General features: G+C 69.4%; 20 protein-coding genes. 10 read left to right on the top strand and 10 right to left on the bottom strand.

Annotated features, from left to right (window positions below):
- Positions 1-89: 89 nt before the first annotated feature.
- The 3 genes from gcvPB to DW298_RS11865 are packed head-to-tail and all read right to left on the bottom strand — an operon-like array spanning position 90 to position 5,157.
- Positions 90-1,694, bottom strand: a complete 1,605-nt coding sequence (gcvPB, locus tag DW298_RS11875) for an aminomethyl-transferring glycine dehydrogenase subunit GcvPB (protein WP_136042682.1) — start codon at positions 1,692-1,694, stop codon at positions 90-92.
- Positions 1,691-3,079 (bottom strand): aminomethyl-transferring glycine dehydrogenase subunit GcvPA, encoded by a 1,389-nt coding sequence (gene gcvPA / locus DW298_RS11870; RefSeq protein WP_136042681.1) that lies wholly within the window; start codon positions 3,077-3,079, stop codon positions 1,691-1,693. The genes gcvPB and gcvPA overlap by 4 nt, the downstream gene beginning before the upstream one ends.
- Positions 3,076-5,157, bottom strand: coding sequence for a beta-galactosidase (locus DW298_RS11865; protein ID WP_136042680.1), 2,082 nt, complete (start codon positions 5,155-5,157; stop codon positions 3,076-3,078). The genes gcvPA and DW298_RS11865 overlap by 4 nt, the downstream gene beginning before the upstream one ends.
- Before the next feature lie 149 nt (positions 5,158-5,306).
- On the opposite strand from DW298_RS11865, the gene DW298_RS11860 reads away from it, so the two are divergent.
- Positions 5,307-5,963 carry a GntR family transcriptional regulator gene (locus tag DW298_RS11860; protein ID WP_136042679.1) on the top strand — a complete coding sequence of 219 codons (657 nt, stop codon included), beginning with the start codon at positions 5,307-5,309 and terminating at the stop codon, positions 5,961-5,963.
- Positions 5,964-6,170: 207 nt separating this feature from the next.
- On the top strand, positions 6,171-6,989 hold the full coding sequence (locus tag DW298_RS11855; RefSeq protein ID WP_136042678.1) for an NAD(P)H-binding protein: 819 nt from the start codon (positions 6,171-6,173) through the stop codon (positions 6,987-6,989).
- A 153-nt stretch (positions 6,990-7,142) separates the two neighbouring features.
- On the opposite strand, the gene DW298_RS11850 is transcribed toward DW298_RS11855, so the two are convergent.
- The 4 genes from DW298_RS11850 to DW298_RS11835 are packed head-to-tail and all read right to left on the bottom strand — an operon-like array spanning position 7,143 to position 12,017.
- Entirely contained in the window at positions 7,143-8,795 is a 1,653-nt protein-coding gene (locus DW298_RS11850; protein ID WP_136042677.1) for a glycogen debranching protein, read from the bottom strand.
- Positions 8,795-9,739 (bottom strand): carbohydrate ABC transporter permease, encoded by a 945-nt coding sequence (locus tag DW298_RS11845; RefSeq protein ID WP_136042676.1) that lies wholly within the window; start codon positions 9,737-9,739, stop codon positions 8,795-8,797. The genes DW298_RS11850 and DW298_RS11845 overlap by 1 nt, the downstream gene beginning before the upstream one ends.
- On the bottom strand, positions 9,736-10,698 hold the full coding sequence (locus DW298_RS11840) for a sugar ABC transporter permease (protein ID WP_136042675.1): 963 nt from the start codon (positions 10,696-10,698) through the stop codon (positions 9,736-9,738). Before DW298_RS11840 ends, DW298_RS11845 begins: the two co-directional genes overlap by 4 nt.
- 2 nt (positions 10,699-10,700) lie before the next feature.
- Entirely contained in the window at positions 10,701-12,017 is a 1,317-nt protein-coding gene (locus DW298_RS11835) for a sugar ABC transporter substrate-binding protein (RefSeq protein WP_136042674.1), read from the bottom strand.
- A gap of 163 nt (positions 12,018-12,180) precedes the next feature.
- Between DW298_RS11835 and DW298_RS11830 the strand changes: the two genes are divergently transcribed.
- On the top strand, positions 12,181-12,624 hold the full coding sequence (locus DW298_RS11830; protein ID WP_136042673.1) for a hypothetical protein: 444 nt from the start codon (positions 12,181-12,183) through the stop codon (positions 12,622-12,624).
- 124 nt (positions 12,625-12,748) lie between these two features.
- Here the strand turns inward: DW298_RS11830 and DW298_RS11825 are convergent, their stop codons facing one another.
- On the bottom strand, positions 12,749-13,957 hold the full coding sequence (locus tag DW298_RS11825) for a hypothetical protein (RefSeq protein WP_136042672.1): 1,209 nt from the start codon (positions 13,955-13,957) through the stop codon (positions 12,749-12,751).
- A gap of 65 nt (positions 13,958-14,022) precedes the next feature.
- A complete protein-coding gene (locus tag DW298_RS11820) occupies positions 14,023-15,270 on the bottom strand; it encodes a hypothetical protein (protein ID WP_136042671.1) in 1,248 nt (415 codons plus the stop codon).
- A 236-nt stretch (positions 15,271-15,506) separates the two neighbouring features.
- On the opposite strand from DW298_RS11820, the gene DW298_RS11815 reads away from it, so the two are divergent.
- The 6 genes from DW298_RS11815 to DW298_RS11790 all read left to right on the top strand — a co-directional run bounded on the left by DW298_RS11815 (position 15,507) and on the right by DW298_RS11790 (position 19,457).
- A complete protein-coding gene (locus DW298_RS11815; RefSeq protein ID WP_136042670.1) occupies positions 15,507-16,577 on the top strand; it encodes a M4 family metallopeptidase in 1,071 nt (356 codons plus the stop codon).
- Positions 16,552-16,860 carry a protealysin inhibitor emfourin gene (locus DW298_RS11810; RefSeq protein ID WP_136042669.1) on the top strand — a complete coding sequence of 103 codons (309 nt, stop codon included), beginning with the start codon at positions 16,552-16,554 and terminating at the stop codon, positions 16,858-16,860. Before DW298_RS11815 ends, DW298_RS11810 begins: the two co-directional genes overlap by 26 nt.
- Before the next feature lie 77 nt (positions 16,861-16,937).
- Entirely contained in the window at positions 16,938-17,198 is a 261-nt protein-coding gene (locus DW298_RS11805; RefSeq protein WP_136042668.1) for a hypothetical protein, read from the top strand.
- 106 nt (positions 17,199-17,304) lie between these two features.
- Complete coding sequence (locus tag DW298_RS11800; protein ID WP_136042667.1) at positions 17,305-18,174, top strand: ribonuclease H; 870 nt, start codon at positions 17,305-17,307, stop codon at positions 18,172-18,174.
- A gap of 29 nt (positions 18,175-18,203) precedes the next feature.
- A complete protein-coding gene (locus DW298_RS11795) occupies positions 18,204-18,593 on the top strand; it encodes a DoxX family membrane protein (protein ID WP_136042666.1) in 390 nt (129 codons plus the stop codon).
- A gap of 126 nt (positions 18,594-18,719) precedes the next feature.
- Positions 18,720-19,457, top strand: coding sequence for a Pr6Pr family membrane protein (locus tag DW298_RS11790; protein ID WP_240745114.1), 738 nt, complete (start codon positions 18,720-18,722; stop codon positions 19,455-19,457).
- A 20-nt stretch (positions 19,458-19,477) separates the two neighbouring features.
- On the opposite strand, the gene DW298_RS11785 is transcribed toward DW298_RS11790, so the two are convergent.
- Positions 19,478-20,830, bottom strand: a complete 1,353-nt coding sequence (locus DW298_RS11785; protein ID WP_136042665.1) for an FAD-dependent oxidoreductase — start codon at positions 20,828-20,830, stop codon at positions 19,478-19,480.
- A gap of 196 nt (positions 20,831-21,026) precedes the next feature.
- Here DW298_RS11785 and DW298_RS11780 point away from each other — a divergent pair, with 196 nt between their 5' ends.
- Positions 21,027-22,688 carry an ABC transporter substrate-binding protein gene (locus DW298_RS11780; protein WP_136042664.1) on the top strand — a complete coding sequence of 554 codons (1,662 nt, stop codon included), beginning with the start codon at positions 21,027-21,029 and terminating at the stop codon, positions 22,686-22,688.
- The last annotated feature ends 51 nt before the right edge of the window (positions 22,689-22,739 follow it).

The raw sequence follows: 22,739 nt of genomic DNA, 5'->3' as shown, positions 1-22,739 counted from the left end.
GAGGGCGAGGCGCTGCACGTCCGCGCCGTCGGAGCCGGCGAGGCCCGCGGGCCCGCCGACACCGGCGACAGGGTTGACGACGAGTCCGATCACGACGCGACGGACTCCGCGATGCCGTCGACGGACTCCGCGGGGAAGTACTTCCGCTGATACGCGCGCCACGTGATCGCCCACCGGTCGGGGTCGTCCAGATCGTCATGGTGCGTGTGGTGCACGGTCTGGTTGTGCGGGGCGGTGCGCACGACCTCGGGGGTCTCCCGCGCCTCGCGCGCCACTTCGGCCAGGGTCGCGGCGTATTCGTCGAGCTCGGCCATCGAGTACGACTCGGTCGGCTCGAGCGTGAACGGCTGCGGCACCACGTAGGGGTGGTGGCTGGTCCAGTAGTGCATCCCGAAGTCGGACATGCGCACGCCGATCTCCTCCGAGGAGATGCCGGTCTCCTGGTGCAGCTCCTCCCACGAGTAGCGCACCTGCTCGATACGGCGGCGTCCGGTCGCGTACGGCGCCGATGCGCCGGGGATCGCGAGCACACGGGCCATCAGGTAGTTGTTGTTCAGCACCGCGGTCTCGGCGGCGGCGAGCAGCCCCTCGGCCCCGAGCGCCATGATCCACGAGTAGGCCTTCACGAGCGCGGGGATGACTCCGAAGAACGGGCCGACCGCACCGATCGAGAGCTCTCCGCCCTCGGCCACGGCGAACGTCCCGTCATCGTCGCGCACCACGCGCGGCCCCGGCAGGAACGGAGCGAGGGCCGCGCTCACGGCGTTCGCGCCCGAGCCGGGTCCGCCGCTGCCGTGCGGGGTGCCGAAGGTCTTGTGCAGGTTGAAGTGGCACACGTCGAAGCCGGCGTCGCGGGCACGGGTGACACCGAGGATGCCGTTCGCATTGGCCTGGTCGTACGAGGCGAGGGCTCCGACGGAGTGCGCGGCATCCACCCACTCCCGGATCGCCGGGTTGTAGATGCCGGTGTCCTCGGGGTTGGTGACCATGATGGCCGCGGTCCGGGGCGACAGTGCTGCCTTCAGCGCGTCGAGGGACGGATAGCCCTCCGCGTCGGGGTAGACCGTGATGACCTCGTAGCCCGCGGCCTTCGCGGCCGCCGCGTTCGAGGGGTGGCTGAAGATGGTTGTGATGACCTCGCGGCGCTGCTCGCCCTCGCCGTTGGCCTCGTGGAAGGCACGGATCATGGCGATGTTCGCCCAGATCGCGGCCGATCCGCCCTGGGTGTGCAGCGAGACCTCATCCATGCCGGAGATCTCGGCGAGCATCCGCTCCAGCTGCCAGACGATCTCGAGCACGCCCTGCGCGTCGGCCGGGTCCTGATGCGGGTGCATGGCGGTGAGCTGCGGGGTGTTCGCGAGCTGGTCGTTGATCTTCGGCGCGTACTTCATGGTGCAGGTGCCCTGCCCGATGTCGACGTTGAAGTCGGCGCCGAGGTTCTCCTGCGAGAGGCGCAGGTAGTGCTTGAGCACGCGCATCTGCCCCATCTCGGGGAGCTGCGGCTTAGCGGCACGACGCAGGGAGGCGGGCAGCGCGGCGACCACATCCCCCACCGCCTCGCACACGCCGGGCTCGACCTGCGGGACAAGCACGCCGCGTTCGCCGGGCGTGGTCAGTTCGAAGATGATCGGCTCGTCCCAGCGAGCCTGCTGGAAGCGGCGCAGGGCGGGCTTCGGGGCGACGGGGAGGCTCATCGGTTCTGCTCCTTCGCAGCGAGATCGGATGCCGTGACCTCGGCGAGCGCGCCCGCCAGGGTGTCGATGTCGGCCTGTGAGGTGAGTTCGGTGACGCAGACGAGCAGGCGGTTCTGCCCCACGATCACCCCGGGCTCGATGCCCCGGGCGCGGAGCGCGGTGACGACCGCGTCGGCCGTGACGTCGGCGAAGGTCACCGTGAACTCGCGCAGATGCACGGCGTCGTCGTCGAGCGAGACGCCGGGCACTGCGGCGAGCGCGTGCTGTGCGTACCGGGTGCGGGCGAGCAGCACCTCGCCGAGCTCGGCCATGCCGGCCGGTCCCATCAGCGCGAGGTAGACCCCGGCGGCGATGCCCCAGAGGGCCGCGGCCGTGCCGACCCATTCCTTCCCCTCCTCGCGGTGTGCGAACGAGGTGCGGTCGTAGGCCACGTCGCCGAAGCCGTACTCACCGGGCACGTCGGTGGTGGCGAGGCCGAACAGTCGCGACGGCATCTCCATCACGAAGGTCGGGTCGTCGTGCACGGCGATGAACCCGCCGTGGGCGCCGCCGAACCACTGGTGCAGTCCGAGCGACTGGATGTCGCCCGTGACGATGTCGGCCCCCGAGACCGAGGGCGGGGTGAGGATGCCGTAGCCGATCGGGTCGGTGCCGACCACGAGCACGGCGCCCGCCGCGTGCGCGGCATCCGCGATCTCCTGCAGCGCCGCTTCGACCGCGCCGGTGGCGCTGGGCGTCTCGACCCAGACTGCGGCCACGTCGTCGCCCAGAGCCGCGCGCACGGCGGCCACGTCGGCCGTGCCGTTCACCGGTGCCACGTGATCGAGCGTCAGATGAGCCCGCACGTAGTCGTGCACCTTCGCGAGCTTCGCCGGGAGCACATCGCTGACGACCAGCACCCGGCCCCGACCGGTGAGCCGGCCCGACATCGTCAGGCCTGTGGCCGTCGCCTGGTACCCGTCGTAGACCGGAACGTTCACGACGTCCATCTCCAACAGCTCCGCCATCAGCGACTGGTACTGGAAGAGCGCCTGGAACCGGCCGTGGTCCTCGTACGGCTCGCCGGCATAGGCCGTCAGGAACTCGCTGCGGCCGATGACCTCGTCGACCACGGCGGGCACGTAGTGGTTGTAGGTGCCCGCGCCGAGAAAACTCAGCCGCTCCTGGGTCGAGCGGTTCTTGGCGAGCAGCCCCCGCACGTGGCGGGCGAGGTCCTGCTCGGCCACGAACGGCGAGGGCAGATCGAGCGGTCGGCCCAGCCGCAGCGAGTCGGGGATGTCGGCGTAGAACTCGTCGACCGAGGCGGCGCCGACGGCCGCGAGCATCGCCGCTCGCGACTCCGGGGCGGTATTGGGGATGTACGGATGCACGAACGGGGTGGTCATGCGTCCTCCTTCACGGGGATGAGGGTGGCGAAAGGGATGGACTCGGCGCGAGGTGCGGCGAGCACGGCGACGCCGTAGCGGTCGAGCTCCAGGCGGTCCGCATGGCGGATGCCGGTGAGCAGGTCGACCGCCGGGGACGGGATCTCGAACGCGACGGGGATGCGTCCGTGGTTCAGGTAGAACGTGTAGTCGGTGGTGTCGTCGGCGCGGGTGACGACCTCGACGTCGACGTCGGTGTGCTCGCGGGCAGGGACTCCGGCGCAGCGCAGCACGTCGCGGAGCACCGGGAGCAGGCCCGCGGGCTCGAACATCGCGCTGACGTACCAGGCCGATCCCTCACCCGAGGCGCGACGGGTCACGGCCGGCAGCCCGTCGAGCTCGCCGCTCGCATAGGTGCCGCGCACCTCGACGTCGGCATCCGCTTCGATCCACTCGCTCCACGACGGCACGGTCAAGGTTTCACCGGCGTAGTCGATGCTCTCGGTCAGGCCGTCGGCGATCGGCCACTGCTCGTCGACCTCGATACCGAGCAGGTCGCGCAGCGGCCCGGGGGCTCCGCCGTCGTGCACTTTCTCGGTGGCATCCACCACTCCCGAGAACGGTCCGACCACGAGGTGTCCGCCGCGCTCGACGAACGCCTGCAACGCTTCGGCCTGGGGCTGCTCCACGATGTAGAGGTTCGGCACCACGACCACGTCGTATGCGTCGAACGGGCCCGTGGCGCGAACAGCATCCACCGGCTGGCCGAGCGTGTAGAGCGCCCGGTGCCACGCGCGGGCCTGCTGCGCCCACTGCAACCGTTGCGAAGGCAGCGACTCGACGGCGCTGATGCCCCACCACGAGTCCCAGTCCACGACCAGTGCCACGCGTGAGCGCACTCGGGTGCCGCGCACCGGCTCGAGCTTCTTCAACTCGTTGCCCAGCGCCTTGGTCTCGCGGAAGCTGCGCGAGCGCTCGCCGCGGTGGCCGAGCATCGAGGAGTGGAACTTCTCCTGGCCGTACTTGGCCTGGCGCCACTGGAAGAACATCACCGCATCCGAGCCGTGCGCTACGGCTTGCAGGCTCTCGATGCGGATCTTGCCCGGCGCCTTGGGCACGTTCACGTCGCGCCAGCTGGTCGCGCTCGCCGACGACTCCAGCAGCAGCCAGGGCTGGCCGCCCTTGAGCGAGCGCATGAGTCCGTAGTTGAGAGCGGCACCGACGTGCGAGGTCGGGTCGGCGGGCTCGGGGTAGGCGTCGTCGGTCACCACGTCTTCGACCGCGGCGAAGTCCCAGTAGTCGAGGTCGCGGAACATGCTCATGAAGTTCGTCGTCACCGCGATGTCGGGGGTGACCTCGCGCAGCACATCGATCTCGATCTGGAACAGCTCCAGCAGCGCGTCGGACGAGAAGCGCTCGAAGTCGAGCAGCTTGGTGGGGTTGATCGGGCCCGGTGCCTTCTTCGGCGTCTCGATGTGATCCCACGAGGTGTAGCGCTGACCCCACACGTTCACGCCCCACGCCTCGTTCAGACCGTCGAGGTCGCCGTAGCGGACCTGCAGCCAGCGGCGGAAGTGCCGGGCCGACTCTGGGCACCAGCAGCGCGAGGTGTGATCGCCGTACTCGTTCGAGATGTGCCACATGGCGAGGCCGGGGTGATCTCCGTAGCGCTCGGCCATGGCGCGAGTCATGCGGGCGACGTTCTCGCGCCAGACCGGCGACGAGGGGCAGTACGTCTGGCGGGAACCGAACTCGAGCCGGTGCCCGTCGGAGTCCCAGGGCGCCATCTCGGGGTGGGCGCGCAGCAGCCACGACGGCGGGGTCGCGGTGGCCGTGGCGAGGTCGATCGCGATGCCCGCCTCCCACAGCAGGTCGATGATGCGATCGAGCCAGGCCCAGTCGTAGACGCCGGGCTCCGGCTCCAGCTGCGGCCAGCTGAAGATCGGCAGGCTCACCATGTTCACGCCGGCTTCGCGCATCAGACGGATGTCTTCGTGCCAGGTCTCCTCCGACCACTGGTCGGGGTTGTAGTCGCCGCCGTAGGCGAGGGCATCGAGGCGGACGCGGCGGATGGGCTGGCTGCCATCGGGTGCGGGCACGAAGTCTCCTCTCTGAGTCGTCACGTGCTGATCGGGCATTTCACTGGTGCGAACCCACGATCACCTGTATTCTGTATACAACACACTAAGACGTCGTCCGAAGCCCGTCAACCCATAGGCTGACGGGCAGGCGGCAGAAGAGGGGACGCATGGCGATCGAACGCAAGAACCTGCGCTCGCAGGTCCGTCAGGAGTTGCTGACCCGTATGCGAGCCGGACTCGTGCAGCCCGGCGAGGGCATCAACGAGGTGCAGCTCGCCACCGAGCTCGGCGTCAGTCGCACTCCCCTTCGCGAGGCTCTCATCGCGCTCGAGTCCGAGGGGCAGATCGAGAGCGAGAACGGCAAGGGTTTCCGGTTCGTCCCGCTCAGCGCCTCCGAGTTCCGCGACCTCGCGCCCGTCATGGCCGCCCTCGAGAGCCTGGCCCTCGAGCTGAGCCCGCCCGAGGAGCTGCGCCGCATCGGCGACCAGCTCAAGGAGATGGCCGACGCCTTCGCCGACGAGCTCGTCGAGCACCAGCTCGTCATCACCAAGGACGACGAGTGGCACAGCGTGATGCTGTCGGCCTGCCCGAACACCCGACTCCTCGCCGTGATCGACAGCGTGCGCAGCTCGTTCCACCGCTACGAGTCGCTGCTCGTCCCCGAAGACGTGAAGGTCGAACGCGTCGCCGCCGAGCACGCCGAGATCGCACGGCACCTCGCCGACGGCGACATCCCCGGTGCCGTCGAAGCTCTCAAGCTCAACTGGATGCACGGCATGGAGCGCATCCTCGACAACGCCACGAGCAGCTACTTCACCGCGTAGTCGCTCCCGCTGGCGCTCCCGCTGGCACTCCCGCTGGCGCTCCCGCTCCCTGCGGGTTCCGGTCGCACTTTGTGTCGCCCTGAAGCCCGTCGAGCGGCAGGAACTGCGACCGGAACGGAGGGAGGGGGTCCGGCTCAGGATCGATCGCGGACCGAATCTGTCCGCATCGACCGAGAGAGTGAGTCTCACACGAAGAAGGGACTCCTCATGACAATCCTGGTCACAGGCGCCACAGGCACGGTCGGACGCCACATCGTCACTCAGCTGGTCGAGCGCGGCGAGAGCGTGCGCGCTCTCACCCGCGATCCGCAGCGCGCGAACCTCCCCGAAGGCGTCGACGTCGTCCGCGGCGACCTCACCGACGTGGACGCGTTCCGTCGGGCCATCGACGGCTGCGACGCCGTGCACTTCATCACGTTCAACGGCGAGTTCGGTGAGACGCTGACCAACGGCGTGGAGCTCGTCGGGGCGACGAAGACGGCGGGCGTGCAGCGGGTGAGCGTGCTCGGCGGATGGGACGAGAGCACCCTCGAGCCTGCGCTGCGAGAGAGCGATCTCGCCTGGGCGCTGCTGGCGCCGGTGGAGTTCATGTCGAACGCGCGGGAGTGGGCTCCGGAGGTCGTCTCCGACCGGCGGGTGCGCACGCTGGCGGATTGGCCGAGCGCGATGGTGCACGAAGCGGACATCGCAGCCGTCGCCGTCGAAGTGCTGCTCGGTGCACCCGCCGAGGGGCAGACGTATTACCTGACCGGGCCCGAGGCGCTGACTCCGGCCGAGCGCACGGCGTGCATCGCCGAGGCCATCGGCGAGGAGGTCACCTGGATCCGGCTCACCGAAGACGAGGAGCGGGAGCGACTGCGCGCCTTCGGATACGACGAGGGGTACGTCGAATTCGGCGTCGAACTCGCGAAGAACCCTCCGGAGATCGGTCAGGTGGTGCAGGACACGGTGCCGCGCCTCACCGGTCGCCCCGGTCGCACCTTCGCCCAGTGGGCACGCGAGAACGCCGACCTGTTCCGCGCCTGACCTCACCCGCCTTTCCGGTCGCACTTTCTGCCGCCCTGAGGGCAGCAAAGCGACAGAAAGTGCGACCGGAGGATGCCGCGAACGGGAACGGGCGCCGCGAACGGGGAACGGGCGCCGCGAACGGGAGGATGCGGCGAACGGGAGCGGATGCCGTCAGCTGAGCGTCACCGCGAGGTCGATGAACAGCGCCGCCGACCAGCCGAACGCGGTGGTCGCGCGCCCCGCCTTGAACCCCGTATGCGGATTGAAGTACTCGTGCGGGCCGCCGCCGTGGATCACGAGGCGCACGGTCTGCTCCCGCAGCTCCCGTGCCCGCTCGGCGTACCCCGACGCTTCGAGGCCTTCGGCGACCAGCATGCTCGTGTTCACCCACACCGGTCCGCGCCACATCCGCTCGTCCGAGAAGTCGGGATCGGATGCCGCCACCGTCGGAAGCCCCCACGGCAGGGCGAACCGCGAGGGATCGTCGACGGCCGCGCGCAGCGCCTCGGCGACCGGCCCTGGCAGCGCGCCCGTGAGCAACGGCATCAGCCCCACGACCGTGTCGCTGAGCTGCGGCTCCCCTCCACCGAAAGCGAGGAACCGCCCACGCTCGTCATCCCACATGCGCAGCAGCAGCTCCTGCGTGGTCGCGGCCCGTTCGCGGAACCGCACCACGTCGGCATCCGGTTCATACCTCTCGAGCAGCGCCGCGATCTCCAGGTCCTGCCGCACGAGATACGCGCCCAGGTCGGGCGCGGCCGTCGGCAGCGGACCGTCGAAGATCGGGCTGTCGTCGAGCCCCGAGGAATACGGATGCCCGTACTCCGGCATCCCGTCGTGGTCGAGGTCGCTGCCCGCGAACCACCAGTCCTGCGAGCGGACGATGCGGCCCAGCTGCGTGCGCGCGTACTCCGGCGCATCCTCGACCTCGAGCACCTTGCGCAGCGCCCACGCGGCGAGCGGCGGCTTCGTCAACGGCACCGGCGCGCGAGGGTCGGCGATCTGCGACCCCGCACGGCGCAGGTTGTCTCGGTCGCTGTCGGGCAGGTCGTCGCTGGTCGCGAGCACCCCGAGCTCGTGCACGACGTCGGGCAGCTGCCCGTCAGGCTGCGGGAACCGGAACGCGATGTCGAGCTGTTCGCGCGCGAGCTCAGGGTCGCCGTGCCGCAGCCCCACCGCGATGAAGTACGCATCCCACTGCCACAGGCCGACGTACCCGATCTTGGACGGCACGATCGCCCGCGCGTCTCCGAGCGAGGGCAGCTCGACGATGTTCGCCCCGAGCACCCACCAGCAGAACGCGGTCATCCCCTGCAGGTCGTCGCGCACGGTCGGGCACTTCGCGAACCAGTCCGCCCAGATCTCGTCGGACGCGGCGAGCGCCGCCGAATGGTCGCCCGATTCGATCGAGACCGTGCGGTCTGCGGTGATGCGCAGCCGGATGCCGTCGCCGAGCGGATGCTCTTCGACCCGCCCGTCCGGTCGCCGCAGTCGCACGTGCACTCCCGCGCCTGAGCCCGTCGACGGGCCGAGGCTGAGCGTCGAGGGGTCGGCGAACGTCAACGTCGCCACTTCCCCGAAGGACACTCGCGCCGGGTGCACGCCGGTCACAGGCAGCACCTCTCCCGCCGCATCCACCACGGTCAGCGCGTCCAGCACCCGGCACTCCGACAGCCGCCGCTCGTACTCCGAGGTGTGCACGCGAACGCCCTCCCCGTCGCCGGCACGGAACACCAGCACGCGCGAACGCGGCAGCGTGAAAGGGGCAGTGACCAGGTCGAGGTGGTGCCCGGCAAGGACCGCGAGGCGAGCGGCATCCGTCATCATCGTCCTCCGAGGCCCGACGCGGCCATGCTGTTGAGGATCTTGCGCTGACCGATGACGAACACGATCAGCATCGGCACGGTCGCGATCGCCGAGGCCGCCATCACGAGTCCGTAGTTGATGGATCCCTGCTGACCTTCGAAGGCGTTCAGCAGCAGCGGCACCGTGAACAGGTCGGGCGAGTTCAGCAGCACGAGCGGGAACAGGAAGGCGTTCCAGACGTCGAGCGCCACGATGATGCTGAGCGCGGCAAGACCGGGCTTGAGGTTCGGGAGCACGACGCTCCAGAAGATGCGCCACCGGCCGGCACCGTCGACGATCGCCGCCTCTTCGAGCTCGCGCGGCAGGGCCAGCACGAACTGCCGCATCAGGAACACCGCGAACGGGTTGGCCATGATGCCCGGCACGATCAGCGCGAGGTGCGAGTCGACCCAGCCGAGGTTCGACATCAGCAGGTAGAACGGGATGAGCGTCACCTGCTTCGGGATCATCTGCGTCGCGAGGAAGACGATGAAGAGCACCTTGCTGCCGCGGAAGCGGATGCGCGCGAACGCATAGCCGGCCATGGATGCCGTGAGCAGCGTGCCCACCACCACGAGGATCGCGATGTACGCGCTGTTCAGATAGGCCTGCCCGAACGGCACCGCGTTCCAGGCCTGCGTGTAGTTGTCGAACGTCCAGGGGTCCGGCAGGAACTGGAGCGGGTTCTTCAGCAGCTGCGGCAACGTCTTGAACGAGGTGAGCAGCATCCAGATGAACGGGAACACCATGCCGATCCCGGCGATGACGAGCACCACGTGCAGCACGGTCGAGCCGACCCTGCGGCGCGCGCGGTCGGCCGCGGGACCACCCCGGCCACGCGAACGATAGCCGGGTGCGGTGATCGCGATGGTGGAGTCGGTCGCCGGAGCGGGACCGGTCAGGGGAGGCGTCTGGATGCTCATGCGGGGTCATCCTCGTAGTGGACGAACTTCTTCTGCGCGCCGAACTGCACGGCGGTGATGACGAGGGTGAGCACGAGCAGGATGATGCTCGCGGCGCTCGACGGACCGAACTCGAAGCGCCCGAAGCCCAGATCGAAGATGTGGTACACGATCGTGCGGGTCGCGTTGTCAGGGCCGGCATCCTGCACGAGCACGTAGACCGTGTCGAAGGTCTGCAGAGAGGAGATGAACGCGACCACCGAGGAGAAGAACACGATCGGCGAGAGCAGCGGCAGACGGATGCTGGTGAACAGCCGCCAGGGGCCGGCACCGTCGATCCGCGCAGCCTCGATCACCGAGGGCGAGATGTTCTGCAGCCCGGCGAGGAAGATCACTACATTGAGGCCCATCGACGACCAGATCGTGACGATGCAGACGGCGAGGAGCGCGAGCTTCGGGTCCTGCAGCCAGTCCGGAGGGGTGACGCCGAAGACCTTCGAGATCGTGGTGGAGAGCAGGCCGTCGGCGCGGAACATCTGCTGCCAGATCATCGCGACCGCGACCGTGGAGGTCACGACCGGGGCGAAGAAGAGGATCAGGTAGAGCGTGCGGGTCTTGAGCTTCTCGAGTGCGACCGCGACGACCACCGAGAGCCCGAGGCCGATCGGCACCGTGACGACGGCGATGATGAGGGTGTTGATGATCGCGCGGCCGAGCAGCGGATCGGTCAGCTGGTCGGCGAAGTTGGCGAAGCCCACCCAGGTGAGGTCGGTCAGTCCGTCCCAGTCCGCGAAGGCCAGAACGAGGCTGGCGGCGAAGGGCAGCACGACGAACAGTCCCATGCCGATCATCTGCGGGCCGACGAAGACGTACCCCCACAGTCGGTCGCGGCGGCGCCAGAGCGGCTCCTTGCGCAGGGGCGGGGCGGATGCCGCAGGGGCGACCTGCGGCATCCGCCCGTTCTCGGTGAGAGTGCTCACTCCTACTTCTCCGACCGTTCCTTGACCACGTCGGCGATGGTGTCGAGGGTGGCCTGTGCGTCGGTCTTGCCCTGATAGAGCTTCAGGAACTCGTCGGCGATGGCGGTCGGCAGACCGGGGACACGCGCCTCGGCCGGGTAGTCCTCGAAGCCGATGTCGCGCATGTCGAGGAACGTCTGGGCGTGAGCAGGGTAGTCGCCCTCGAGCACGACCTCGTCGGCCCCCTTGATCGACGGGACCGCGTTGCCGCCGCCCTGGAGGCGGAACGTCTGCCCCTCGGCCGAGAGGAACTCGGTCCAGAACGTGAACGCGGCGTCCTCGACCTTCGTCTTGCCGTTGATCGCGAGGAAGCTGGTCGCCACACCGGTGGGGGCGGGCTCGCCATCCGGCGTCGGCCACTGCACGATGTCGTAGCTGTCCTTCTCGCCCGTCGCGTCGACCGTGCCGATCGTGTAGCGCCCCTGCACGAAGAAGCCGGCCTTGTGCGTGACGAAGACGCTGTCGGCCCCGGCACCGTCCGGCAGGGTGTCCGCGACGACGAACGTGCCGTCTTCGAACAGGTCGCCGAGCTGCTGCACCGACTCGACGGTGGCCGCATCCTCGTTCGCGACGAACGCGCCGGAGTCGTCGTACGGGGCATCCAGGCCCTGGGAAGACAGCCAGCTCCAGTGCGTCGCCCAATAGTTCCAATACATCGTGCCGGTGAGGCCGGCCTCGTGGAGCTTCTTGTTCATCTCGAGGAACTTGTCGGTAGTCCACTCGCCGTTCTCGGCCAGGGTCGCCGGGTCCTCGGTGATTCCGGCCGCCTCGAGCGCTTTCTTGTCGTACCAGAACACGTCGGGGTTCGAGTCGTTCGGAGCGGCGTAGACCTCGCCGTCGTTCTCGGCGGCGCCGAAGAGCCCGGGGAAGAAGTCGTCCTTCTTCGTCTTGCTGTCCTTGGAATCCATCAGGTCACTGAGCGGCATGAGGCGGTTCGAGTCGACGAACTGGCCGATCTTGTCATCGCCCACGTAGAACACGTCGGGAGCGGTGTTGCTCGTGAGCTGCGCGAGCAGCTTGGAGTGGTAGTCGCCGTAGTCGGCCACGGGCTGCAGCTTGACCTTGATGTCGGGGTGGCGCTCCATGAAGTCCTTGTTGAACTCCTCGTACCGGGTGAGCTCGTCGGCGGTGCCCCAGGTGGACCAGACGACAGTGGCGTTGCCGTCGGCGTCGACGCCACCGCCGCCGCCTCCGCCCCCACCGCTGCACGCGGCGAGTCCGAGTGCCAGAGCGCCGGCGGCACCCAGTGCCAGATACCGCGTCACGTTCGCACGAGCCATCTCGCTACCTCTTTCATCATTGGAAGATCAGGTCGGGATCACGCCTTCGGGCGTACTGGTATTCTGTATACAGAACGCAATCGTGTCAAGGATCGGCCCTCCCGCCTCCCGGCATCGAGACCTTCTCGTGACGTGCGCACCGCGCAGGGCGCAGACTGGCACCATGACCGAACCCGACCCGCACCTGCTCGGCCCCGGACTCCTGCCGACGCCGTTCACCGCCGCCGAGATCCGCGAAGCCACCGGATCGGGGAAGACGATCCGGCTGCTCCTGGAGGGACCGGACGGCCCGTTGGGGGAACACATCAACCGCTTCCACGACACCGACGACGAGGGCGCGACCCTCGACCGGTGGGCCGCTGCCGACCCGAAGGCCGTGGTCTCGAACCGGGTGACCTGGGTGGAGCTGCAGGGGCATGCGGCCTTCGACGCGGGGACGACGAGCGTGTCGACGGTGACGCTGACGACGCCGCTCGGACAGCTCACGTGCCGTCGGTACGACACGGATGACGGCGTCTTCTGGTTCTCGGTCGATCACCCCGGAATGCCGGTGCAGTACGAGGCCGACGGCATGCGCACGACCGTGTTGAGCATCGAGTCCGACTGAGCCCGGCCGCACCCGGCCGGTGGGACGTACGATTCGCCGACGGGATGACGAATCACCGAGGTTCCCGCACCGAACCCTCGGTTCATCGTCATCTCGTCGGCGGATCGTCACGCCGAACGGATGCTCAGTGCCCGGCGGCGCCGACCACCACGAACTCGTTCGGCACGACGTCGAGGGTCGCGTCAGCCGAGACCTCACCGGTGTGCAGGTCGACCGCGAGGATGCGGTCCTTCGCCGGCTCGGTCACATAGGCCACATCGCCGACCACGTGCAGGCCCGGATGCGGCTGCTGCCACTCGGTCGGGCTCTCCCACGGGGCGATGACACTCCAGGTGTCGACGAGCTCACCCGACTCGTCGAGCAGTGACAGGCTGCCGTCGGCCCCGAGCACGACGACGTTGTCGTGCGCGTCGCGCCCGACCCCGCGCCAGGTGTACTCCACGCCTTCCGGGAGGTCGACGATCGACATCGTCTGCGCCGCGGTGTCGATGCGCGCGAGCTGCGACAGCAGGTATCCCTCCTGGTCGGGGTCGGTCTTGTAGTCGCCGAAGGCGATCGCGCTGGTGTCGCTCACGTACGCGTTGCCCGTGCGACCGAACTCGTCGGGGGCATCGATCTTGGTGAAGGTCCCGTCGTCGAAGAGCAGCACCCCGTCTTCGCAGCCGAACATCACGACCTCGCCCTTGAGCGCGCCCTCGCCGTGCACGCTCGGGCACTGCTCGTTGCGGGCGATCTCGGCCCCGTCGGCCGCGAGGTGCCGCACTCCACTGCGGGCATCGGCCGTACCGATCGTCGAGAGTATGCTGCCGTCGGCGAGCTCGAGAGCGACGCCGTGGTGGGCCGCCGCCGAGGTGATCGTGTCGACCTCGGGAAGCGTGCCCGTGCCGACGGCATCCGTGTCGAAGATCCGCACCTCGCCGGTGCCGTCGTCGAACAGGGCCGTGCGTCCGGCGTGCGGGACCGCGTGGCCGGCGGCTTCGGCATCGAACACCTCGCCGGTGAACTCGACCGCGCCGGACGCGAGGCCGGAGTCGAGCACATGGAATCCGTCTTCGGCGGTGACGAAGACGTGGCCGTCGTGGTCGCCGGCACCGTTCACGCGCAGGAAGCCGCCGAGCTCGACCTGCCCGATGGTGTCGAGGGTCTCGCCGTCGAGCACGAGCACACCCCCGTCATAGGTCACGGCGATGCGGGTGTCGCCCTCGTGATGGTCGTCCGGCGCGGAACCTGCGGTGTTCTCGGCGGCGGGACCTGAGGTCGCGCATCCGGCGAGCGCCACGGCGGCGATCACGCCGAGGGCGCCGATCGCGAGGCGGCTGCGGGGTCGGGACATGGATCGTCTCTCTTTCTTCTGGGTGGGTGCGCGGGATGCGCGACGACGACGGAGTCGTCGAGGGATCAGCCGACCTGCTGCACGAACCGGGGGTCGAGGTCGGCGAAGGTTCGGGTGACGGCGCCGTCACCGTGGTCGATCTCGTGCACGGCCCCGGTCGCCGGGTCGGTCACGTAGGCATGCTGGGCGTCGACGAGCAACTGCACGCGGTCGCGCAGCGCGGGGTCGGTGACGGATGCTGCCAGCAGCGGTTCCGTGCGGGCGAGTACCGTTCCGTCCGGCGCGAGCACCCGCACGCGACCGTCGGCATCGATCGCGACCGTGCGGCTGTCGTCGTCACCGAGGGCAGCAGCCTGCACGAGGGGCACGTCCGAGGGGAGCAGCATCCACTGCCGCTGTCGCACGTCGAGCAGCCAGGCGCCCTGAGCGCCCGTGACACCCGCGAGGTCGGGGCGGTCGGTGCGGCCGGCGAGGCTGGTCACGGGGGCGGTCGCCGCGGGGTACGGGATCGTCTCGGCAGCAATGGCGCCGCCCACCTCGCGGGTGAACAGCACGGCCCCCTCGGTGCAGGTGAACACGGCGCCGACGCGAGTGATGTCGGCGTCCGAGGGGTCGGCGCACGGGGTCGCAGCGTCGGCGACCGGGGAGCCCGCGGAGTCGAGCAGTTCGATCGTCGAGCCGGCTGTCGGCACGAGCAGATGGTCGGCGAGGAACGCCACGGGGCCGGAGGCGTCGACGGTCGCGCGTGGGGCGGCATCCAGTCCATCGGCGAGAGCGTCGTGGGCGAGCAGGATCAGTTCCCCGCTCGCGAAGGCGACCGTCGCCCGCTGCTCCCCTGCGACGACCCGGACGTCTCCTTCGCCCTCAAGGGTTCCGAGGGAGCGGGGCTCGCCGCGGAAGGAGTGGGTGTGATCGCCGTGCGGCACGGTCCAGCGGGCGGAGTCGATCACCTCGACGGCGGTGCCACCCTGCGCGTCGTGCACACGGTAGAGGAGGCGGCCGTCGCCGAAGAGGCCGGTGACATCGTCGTGGCCCGGCGCGAGGGTCGAACGCTCTTCGGTGTCGAGGTCGAGGAGAGTGAGCTCGCCGTGCCGGTCGCCGATCACGAGGGCGCGAGCCGGGGCGGCGACCTCGGCCGCGTCGCCCGTGTCGATGCCGTGCGCGTCGGGGGCCGCCGATGTCGCCGGTGCCGGAGCGGACGCGGTCGTCGGCGCACAGGCGGTGACGCCCAGCAGCAGCGCGACCGCGGCAGCGAGGGATGCGGTGGCGGTGGATGCGGCGAGGGAGGGGGCGCGAGGGAAGTGAGAGTTCATGTCTCCGTCACTTTATTGAGAACGATTCTCGTTATCAAGTCAGGGCGGTTGGCGCGGGGCATGTGTGGCGAAATGAAGCCGTCTTCCCGAACGGGCCACACGGAATGAAGGAGAACTCTCGACATGAAGGAGCCTCGAGGCAGATCGCTCCTTCATTCCGTGCGAACTCCTTCGTCCCGCGTCATACCCACGGACGAAGGTGTCCGAACGTCGGCGCCCCGGCGTAGGGTCGCAGCATGAGCAGCACAGCATCCCGAGAACGTCATGGCGTGGTTCCCTCCTACCTGCTCGCGCGCCTGGCCGAGTCGGGGCGTTTCCCCAAGGCCGCAGCCGCCGCGCGGCAGACGCTCACCTCGGGCCGCCCGCCCTTCCGCGCGCGCATCGACCTCTCGATCGACGAGAACGGAGACCTCGTCGCGCAGCTGTCGGATGCCCCGAACCGCACGATCAGCGATGCCGGCAATACGCAGCAGCTTCCTGGCGCGGTGGTGCGCGGGGAAGACGATGGCCCCGTGGAAGACACCGCGGTGAACGAGGCCTTCGACGGGCTCGGCGCCACGTTCGAGATGCTGCTCGCCGCGTTCCAGCGCAACTCCCTCAACGATGCCGGCGCCCCGCTCGATGCGACCGTGCACTACGGCATCGACTACGACAATGCGTTCTGGGACGGTGAGCGCATGGTGTTCGGCGACGGAGACGGTGAGGTGTTCCAGGGGTTCACCGGGTCGCTCACCGTCATCGGACACGAGCTCGCGCACGGCGTCGTGCAGCACACCGCGAACCTCGAGTACCAGGGGCAGCCCGGCGCGCTGAACGAGTCCATCGCCGATGTGTTCGGGGCCCTGACCGAGCAGTACGCGCTCGGGCAGACGGCCGACCAGGCGACCTGGCTCATCGGCGCCGAGATCTTCACCGACGCCGTCGAGGGTGCGGCGCTGCGCTCGATGATCGCGCCCGGCACCGCCTACGACGACGACGAGCTCGGCAAAGACCCGCAGCCCGACCACATGAGCGGCTTCGTCCGCACGACCGAGGACAACGGCGGGGTGCACATCAACTCCGGCATCCCCAACCGCGCCTTCGCCGTGTTCGCGACCGACCTCGGCGGCAACGCCTGGGAGCGCGCGGGCACGGTCTGGTACCGGGCTCTCACCGGAGGCCTGTCAAGCACCGCGACCTTCACGGAATTCGCCGACGCCACGGTCGCCGCAGCTACCGCGCTCGACGATGCCACGGCCGAAGCGGCTCGACGCGCCTGGAGCGCCGTGGGAGTCTATGAGGATGAGCGAGTCCCCTCCACCGACTGACACGCACGTCGTGATCGCGGTGGTGCGCTCGGGCGGCATCGCCGGCATCCGTCGTCAGTGGCGGGTGGAAGCCGAGCCCGACGACGCCGGGGAGTGGATCGACCTCATCGACGGCTGCCCGTGGGACGAGGAGACGGATGCCGACACCGGCGCCGACCGCTACGTCTGGAGCATCCGGGCCCGCACACCCTCCGAGCGCCGAGAGCGAGACCTGCCCGATTCCGCACTCGACGGGCCGTGGCGCACGCTCGTCGAAGCGGTGCGCACGGCCGCCCGGCGCTGAACCCGCACGCTCCGGCATCCGATCAATCCGGTGTGAATCCGGCCCTGCCGCCGACGCGCAGGTTCACAATGGAGACCATGGGACTGTTCCAGCAGAAGCCGGAAGAACAAGAGAACCAATGGGTGCTGCCCTCTGAGCCGCTCGAGCGCACGGAGGCGGACACTCTCGACACGGCGCCCGTCGTCGATCCGCTGTCGATCGGTCTGGGCGCCGAGACCAGCGGCGACCTGAGCTCGGTCCTGTTCCCGGTCGCGCCACCGACCCCCGAGGCGGTCACGACCGGGAGCCGCGAGCCCGAACCCGAACCCGAGCCCGAGCCCGAGCCCGAAGACGACTGACCCACCGGCACGCCGTCGCAGCATCACCTCGGCGACGGATGGCAGGCATCGATTCCCGGCGCCCTGAGTGCGAATCGACGAAGCGCCGCGCGGCTACGGTTGAGGGATGACGATCACCGCCGCCGCAGACGGCTCCGCCCTGGGGAACCCCGGCCCCAACGGCTGGGCCTGGTACATCGACGACGCGAACTGGGCAGCCGGCGGCTCCCCGCACGGCACCAACAACCAGGGAGAGCTGCGCGCGGTGCTCGAGCTGCTGCTCGCCACGGCCGGCACCGACGAGAAGCTGCTGATCGAGTGCGACAGCCGCTACGTGATCGACTCCGTGACCAAGTGGATGCCGGGCTGGAAGCGCAAGGGCTGGCGCAAGTCCGACGGCGGGCCGGTGCTCAACCGCGACCTGCTCGAGGGCATCGACGAGGCGATCCGCGGCCGTGACGTCGAGTTCTCGTGGGTCAAGGGTCACGCCGGACACCCGCTCAACGAGGCGGCCGACGAACGCGCGAACGCTGCCGCCAAGGCCTACCAGGCGAAGCAGGAACCGCGGCGAGGACCGGGCTTCACGATGGGGACGGATGGCGGTGCCGCCGTCGCCGGATCGGCCTCCGTCGCGGCCTCGGCACCGGCGTCGGCCGCAACATCGCCGGCGGCAACATCGCCGGCGGCAACATCGTCGGCAGAAGAGTCAGGTTCCGCGTCCGCACGCGACGGTGGCGCGGTCGCGACCGACGACCGCGTCCGCTCGACGGCGGCGACGACGGCGGCGGCGGCATCCGCCCCCTCTCTCGCCGCAGCGGCGTCGCTCGCAGAGCCGCTCTGGGCCGAGGCATCCGATCTGCTCGACGGCCTGGACGCCCCCGCCGATGACCCGATCGAGCTGCGGATCCCGCTCTCGTCGGACGAGCACGCCCGCCTGCGCGACCGCGCCGAGGCCCAGGGCGTCTCGCTCGAAGAAGCGCTCCGCCGCCTGATCTGAGCCGGGTGGCTGAGGCGTAAGCTCGCACCATGTCGACTCCTGCCCGCACCATCGGCCGCATCTTCCTCGGCGCCTCCCTCGTCTTCGCGGGCGTCTCCCACCTCACCGTGGCTCGTGAGGAATTCCAGGCCCAGGTCCCCGAGTCGCTCCCGCTCGACCCCGATACGACCGTGCTCGCCTCCGGCGTGGCCGAGGTCGCGCTCGGCTCTGCACTGCTGCTGGCGCGACGCCGTCGGCGCACGGTCGGCACGATCGCCGCACTGTTCTTCGTCGCCGTGTTCCCCGGCAACGTGGCGCAGTGGATGCACCACCGTGACGGCTTCGGCCTCGACACGGACATGAAGCGTTTCGTCCGGCTGTTCTTCCAGCCCGCGCTCGTCGCACTCGCGCTGTGGTCGACCCGCGAACCCCGGCGCTGATACGCCGACGCAGAATCCCCAGCACGGATCCACACCTGTCGGGACGGGCGCCCTCTGCGGTGCGCCGGATGCGCCGAGGTCCGATCCGTAGACTCGGCGGATGAGGAAACGGCGGGTGACGCAGCGGTGAAGGCGCGTACCGTCTTCGGCCTGCTCCGCCTCGGCGCTGCCGCCGTCTGCCTCGCGGCGCTGATCCACCGGCTGAGCTGGGGGCTCGCATCGCACACGATCGCGAGCCAGAACTTCTTCGCCTATCTCACCAACCAGTCCAACATCGCGTTCGTCGTGCTGCTCTCGATCGCGGGAGTGATCGCCCTGCGCACCGCGCGGGATCCGCGATGGCTCACGGTGGCGCTGGCGCTCGTGCTCACCTGGACGATCACGGCCGGACTGGTCTTCGCGATCCTCGTCTGGCAGGCCGGCATCCGCGGCATCCGCATCGATGTTCCGTGGTCGGATCAGGTGCTGCACTTCTGGCTGCCGGCGCTGACCGTGGCCGCGTGGGCACTGGCGCCCGGCCACCGCTCGGTGCCGTGGCGAGTGGTCCCGGTGACACTCGCCTATCCGGTGCTGTGGGGGATCGCGACGATGATCCGCGGGCCGATGATCGGCTGGTACCCCTACTACTTCCTCGACCCGCGGCAGGTGAGCGGGCCGCTGGAGTTCCTCGCCTCGTCGGCGATCGCACTCGGCAGCTTCGCCATCGTCTCCACCCTGCTCGTGCTCATCAGCCGGATGCCGCTGCCCAGACGCCTGCGGACGGATGCCGATGACGATGAGGGTGCGCCGGACGGGTCACCGGCGGCCGACGGCGAGCGTGTGCCGGAGGAATCCGAGCGGGAGACGGCGACCGCGCGAAGCTAGTCGCGGTCTGGGAGCGGCGGTCAGATCCAGAGCGTGAGCGAGGCCAGGGCTGCTTCGAGCGCCGCCTTCTCGTCGAGCGCTGCGAAGTCCGCGGCGGCGGTTCCTCCGATGAGCCCCACGAGCACGTTCTCGCCGGTGGTCGGCTGCAGGTTGATCCACGTCGGGATCAGCACATCGGCTCCCACGGCGTGCCAGACCGATTCCTCGTTCTGCCAGAACGGCTCGTCCCACCGCAGCCAGACCGTCTCGATCGCACCCATGCCGAGAGCGGCGATCGCACCGCGCTGCGAGAACGGAAGCGCCGGCTCGAACTCGATGCTGCGCTTCTGGAGCACACCCAGCGGCACGGTCACCACGACCCGGTCGAACGACAGGGCCTCGCCGGTGCCGAGGCGGATGCTGACGCCGGAGTCGTCGTACGCGATGCGCGCGACCGGGGAACTCAGCCCCACCTGCACGCCGTCGAGGGCATGCTCCACGAACGGGGTGAGATCGTCGCGCGCGGCCTTCGGGTCGCCGGTCGGCAGCGGCGGGGCCAGCCAGCTGGAGAGCGCGTCGGCATCGGCTCCGGTGCGGGTGGCGAGGATCGCGAGCAGAGCGGCGGTCGCGGGGTCGGCGGGATCGACGCCCGCCGCGGTCAGGGCGTCGGCGACCGAGGAGTCCTCGGGGGCCGCCTGCGCCGTGGCCATCGCCGCGTCGAACGGCTGCGGGTCGACCGGGTCGATGTCGGCATCCGGTGTGCGCCAGAGCTCGCCGGTCAGCTCGTCGATGCCGACATCGCCGCTGGTCAGCTGATCGAGGACCTCGGAGTCGTCTTCGCCGAAGAGCCAGGCCCCGAGCTGCACCGGCACCGGCCACGAGTCGTCGACCTGCGAGTGGACGCGTCCGCCGACACGATCGCGCGCCTCGAACACGGTCACCTGCACCCCGCGTTCGGCGAGCAGTGCCGCCGCGGTCGCGCCCGCGAGTCCGGCGCCGACGACGGCCACCCGCTCGCCCGAGCTCGACGGGATCATGAGCTCCTCCACGGCGCGCACACCCGAGGCGATCGCGCCGCGCACCGTGCCGGGAGCTTCCTCGTCGGTCGCCTCACCCGCGAAGAACACGCGGTCGTCGATGGGCAGACCCAGTGCGGTACGGGTGCCGGCGACGACCCCGACGGGGGTGAAGCTGGCGGCGCCCAGGGCGAACGGGTCGGTGGTCCAGGTGCTGCGGACGCTGCCGGCCGGCGCGGGAACGCCGGGCGGCGGCTCGGGCTCGCGGGTGCGAGTGGGCGTCGGTGTGGGCGCGGGTTCGGGGGTGCAGGAGGCGAGAAGCACCGAAGCGACGCCGGCTCCGGCGCCGAGGAGCAGAGTGCGGCGCGTGATCCTCATCGTGTCGCCACTTTATCCCGGCGCGGGGGATTCTCGATCCCGCCGAGCTGTCCGGACCCCTCCGTCGCTGCGACACAGAACGACGACGCGGGTAACCGGGCGTAACCACCGGTAACCCCTCGACTCCCCCGTCGGCCGGTTCTCGCACCTCACATAGCGTTTCACCACCAAGACCCCCACACAGCAAGGAGAGGCCATGACGGCATCCCGGAATCGGTTGCTCGGAGCGATCGCAGCGACCGTGCTCACCATCACGCTCGCCGCATGCTCGACGAGCACCGGCGGCTCCCCCGGCCCCACCAGCGGCGACGAGCCCGAAGCGGGAGGAACGCTCAAGGTGGCTCTCAACGCCTGGGCGCCGACCAACCTCGACCCGCACCAGCAGGGGAACTCGAACGACCCGCTCATCTTCCGTGCGATCTTCGACACACTGTTCTGGCAGAAGGAGGACGGGACCTTCGAGGGTCTGCTGGCCGAGTCGTACGACCTCTCCGACGACGGCCGCGTGTACACGATCCACCTGCGACCCGACATCACGTTCCAGGACGACTCGCCGCTCACCGCCGAGGTCGTGCAGCAGAACATCGAGCACATCTTCGATCCCGCCACGGCGGCGCCGCTGCAGGCGTCGTACCTCGGGCCGTACGAGAGCTCGAAGGCCATCGACGACCTGACCCTGGAGATCACGCTCTCCGAACCGTACTCCGCACTCATCAACGTGCTGTCGCAGGCATACCTGAGCATCATCTCGGGGAAGCAGCTCACCGAGGCGCCCGAGACGATCGTCGATCACCCGATCGGCACGGGGCCGTTCGAGGTCGTCGACTGGCGGGCGGACGAGTCCCTCACGCTCGAGCGCAACGACGACTACGCGTGGGCGCCGGAGTCGGATGCCGGAAGGACGGGAGCCGCCTACCTCGACGGCATCGAGATCAGCTTCGTCGCCGAAGACAGCGTGCGCTACAACGGCCTGGTGGCCGGTGACTTCGATGTCATCGACTGGACTCCGCCGCAGAGCGTGGAGTCGGTGCAGAGCAATGACAGCCTCGAGTTCACCAAGTTCGACCGGCCCGGCCACCCGTATTCGCTGTGGCTCAACGAGAAGAATGCTCCTCTCGACGACCAGGCGGTGCGGCAGGCGATCTTCGCCGGCCTCGACCGCAAGGCGATCATCGACGCGGTCTCGTTCGGGCAGTGGACGGTGGCGGATGGCTTCCTCGTCCCGTCGACGCCGAACTACGCCGAGAACAGCACCGCCACGTTCACCTACGACGTCGATCAGGCCAACGAGCTCCTCGACGACGCCGGCTGGTCCGAGGTCGACTCCGAGGGGTTCCGCACGAAGGACGGCGAGCGCCTGTCGCTCTACTTCCCCACGACGGGCGACGTGACGCAGGCCAACCAGATCCTCGAGATCGTGCAGGACCAGCTCAAGGACATCGGCGTCGAGGTGCAGATCGATCTGCTCTCGTCCGAGGATCAGCAGGCCCGCGTCGCCGCAGGCGAGCAGGACATCAGTGCCGGCATCTGGACCACGAACACCGCCGACGTGCTGTTCATCAAGTACAGCTCGACCGAGGTCACGACGCCTGAGCGCCGGGGGACCAACCAGACCAACACCGCCGATGCGGAACTCGACGAACTCGTCGCCGCGGCACGGGCATCGACCGACGCCGACGAGATCGCGGATCTGTACGCGCAGGCGCAGGAGCGTCTGACCGAGATCGTCCCCTCGATCCCGCTGTACTACCGCCCCTCGCTCGTCTCCTCGCAGGACAGCGTGCACGGTCTGGCATTCGACCGCGCCTACGGCAACCTCTGGTTCTACAACACCTGGAAGGAGGGCGCGGGTTCCTGACCGGAACCCGCCACCCCTTTCGGAGGGGATGCTGCCGGCGGATCACACGAC

The organism is Microbacterium sp. A20 (assembly GCF_004794515.1).
Lineage (GTDB): Bacteria > Actinomycetota > Actinomycetes > Actinomycetales > Microbacteriaceae > Microbacterium.
This window is presented reverse-complemented; position numbering and strand designations above follow the sequence as displayed.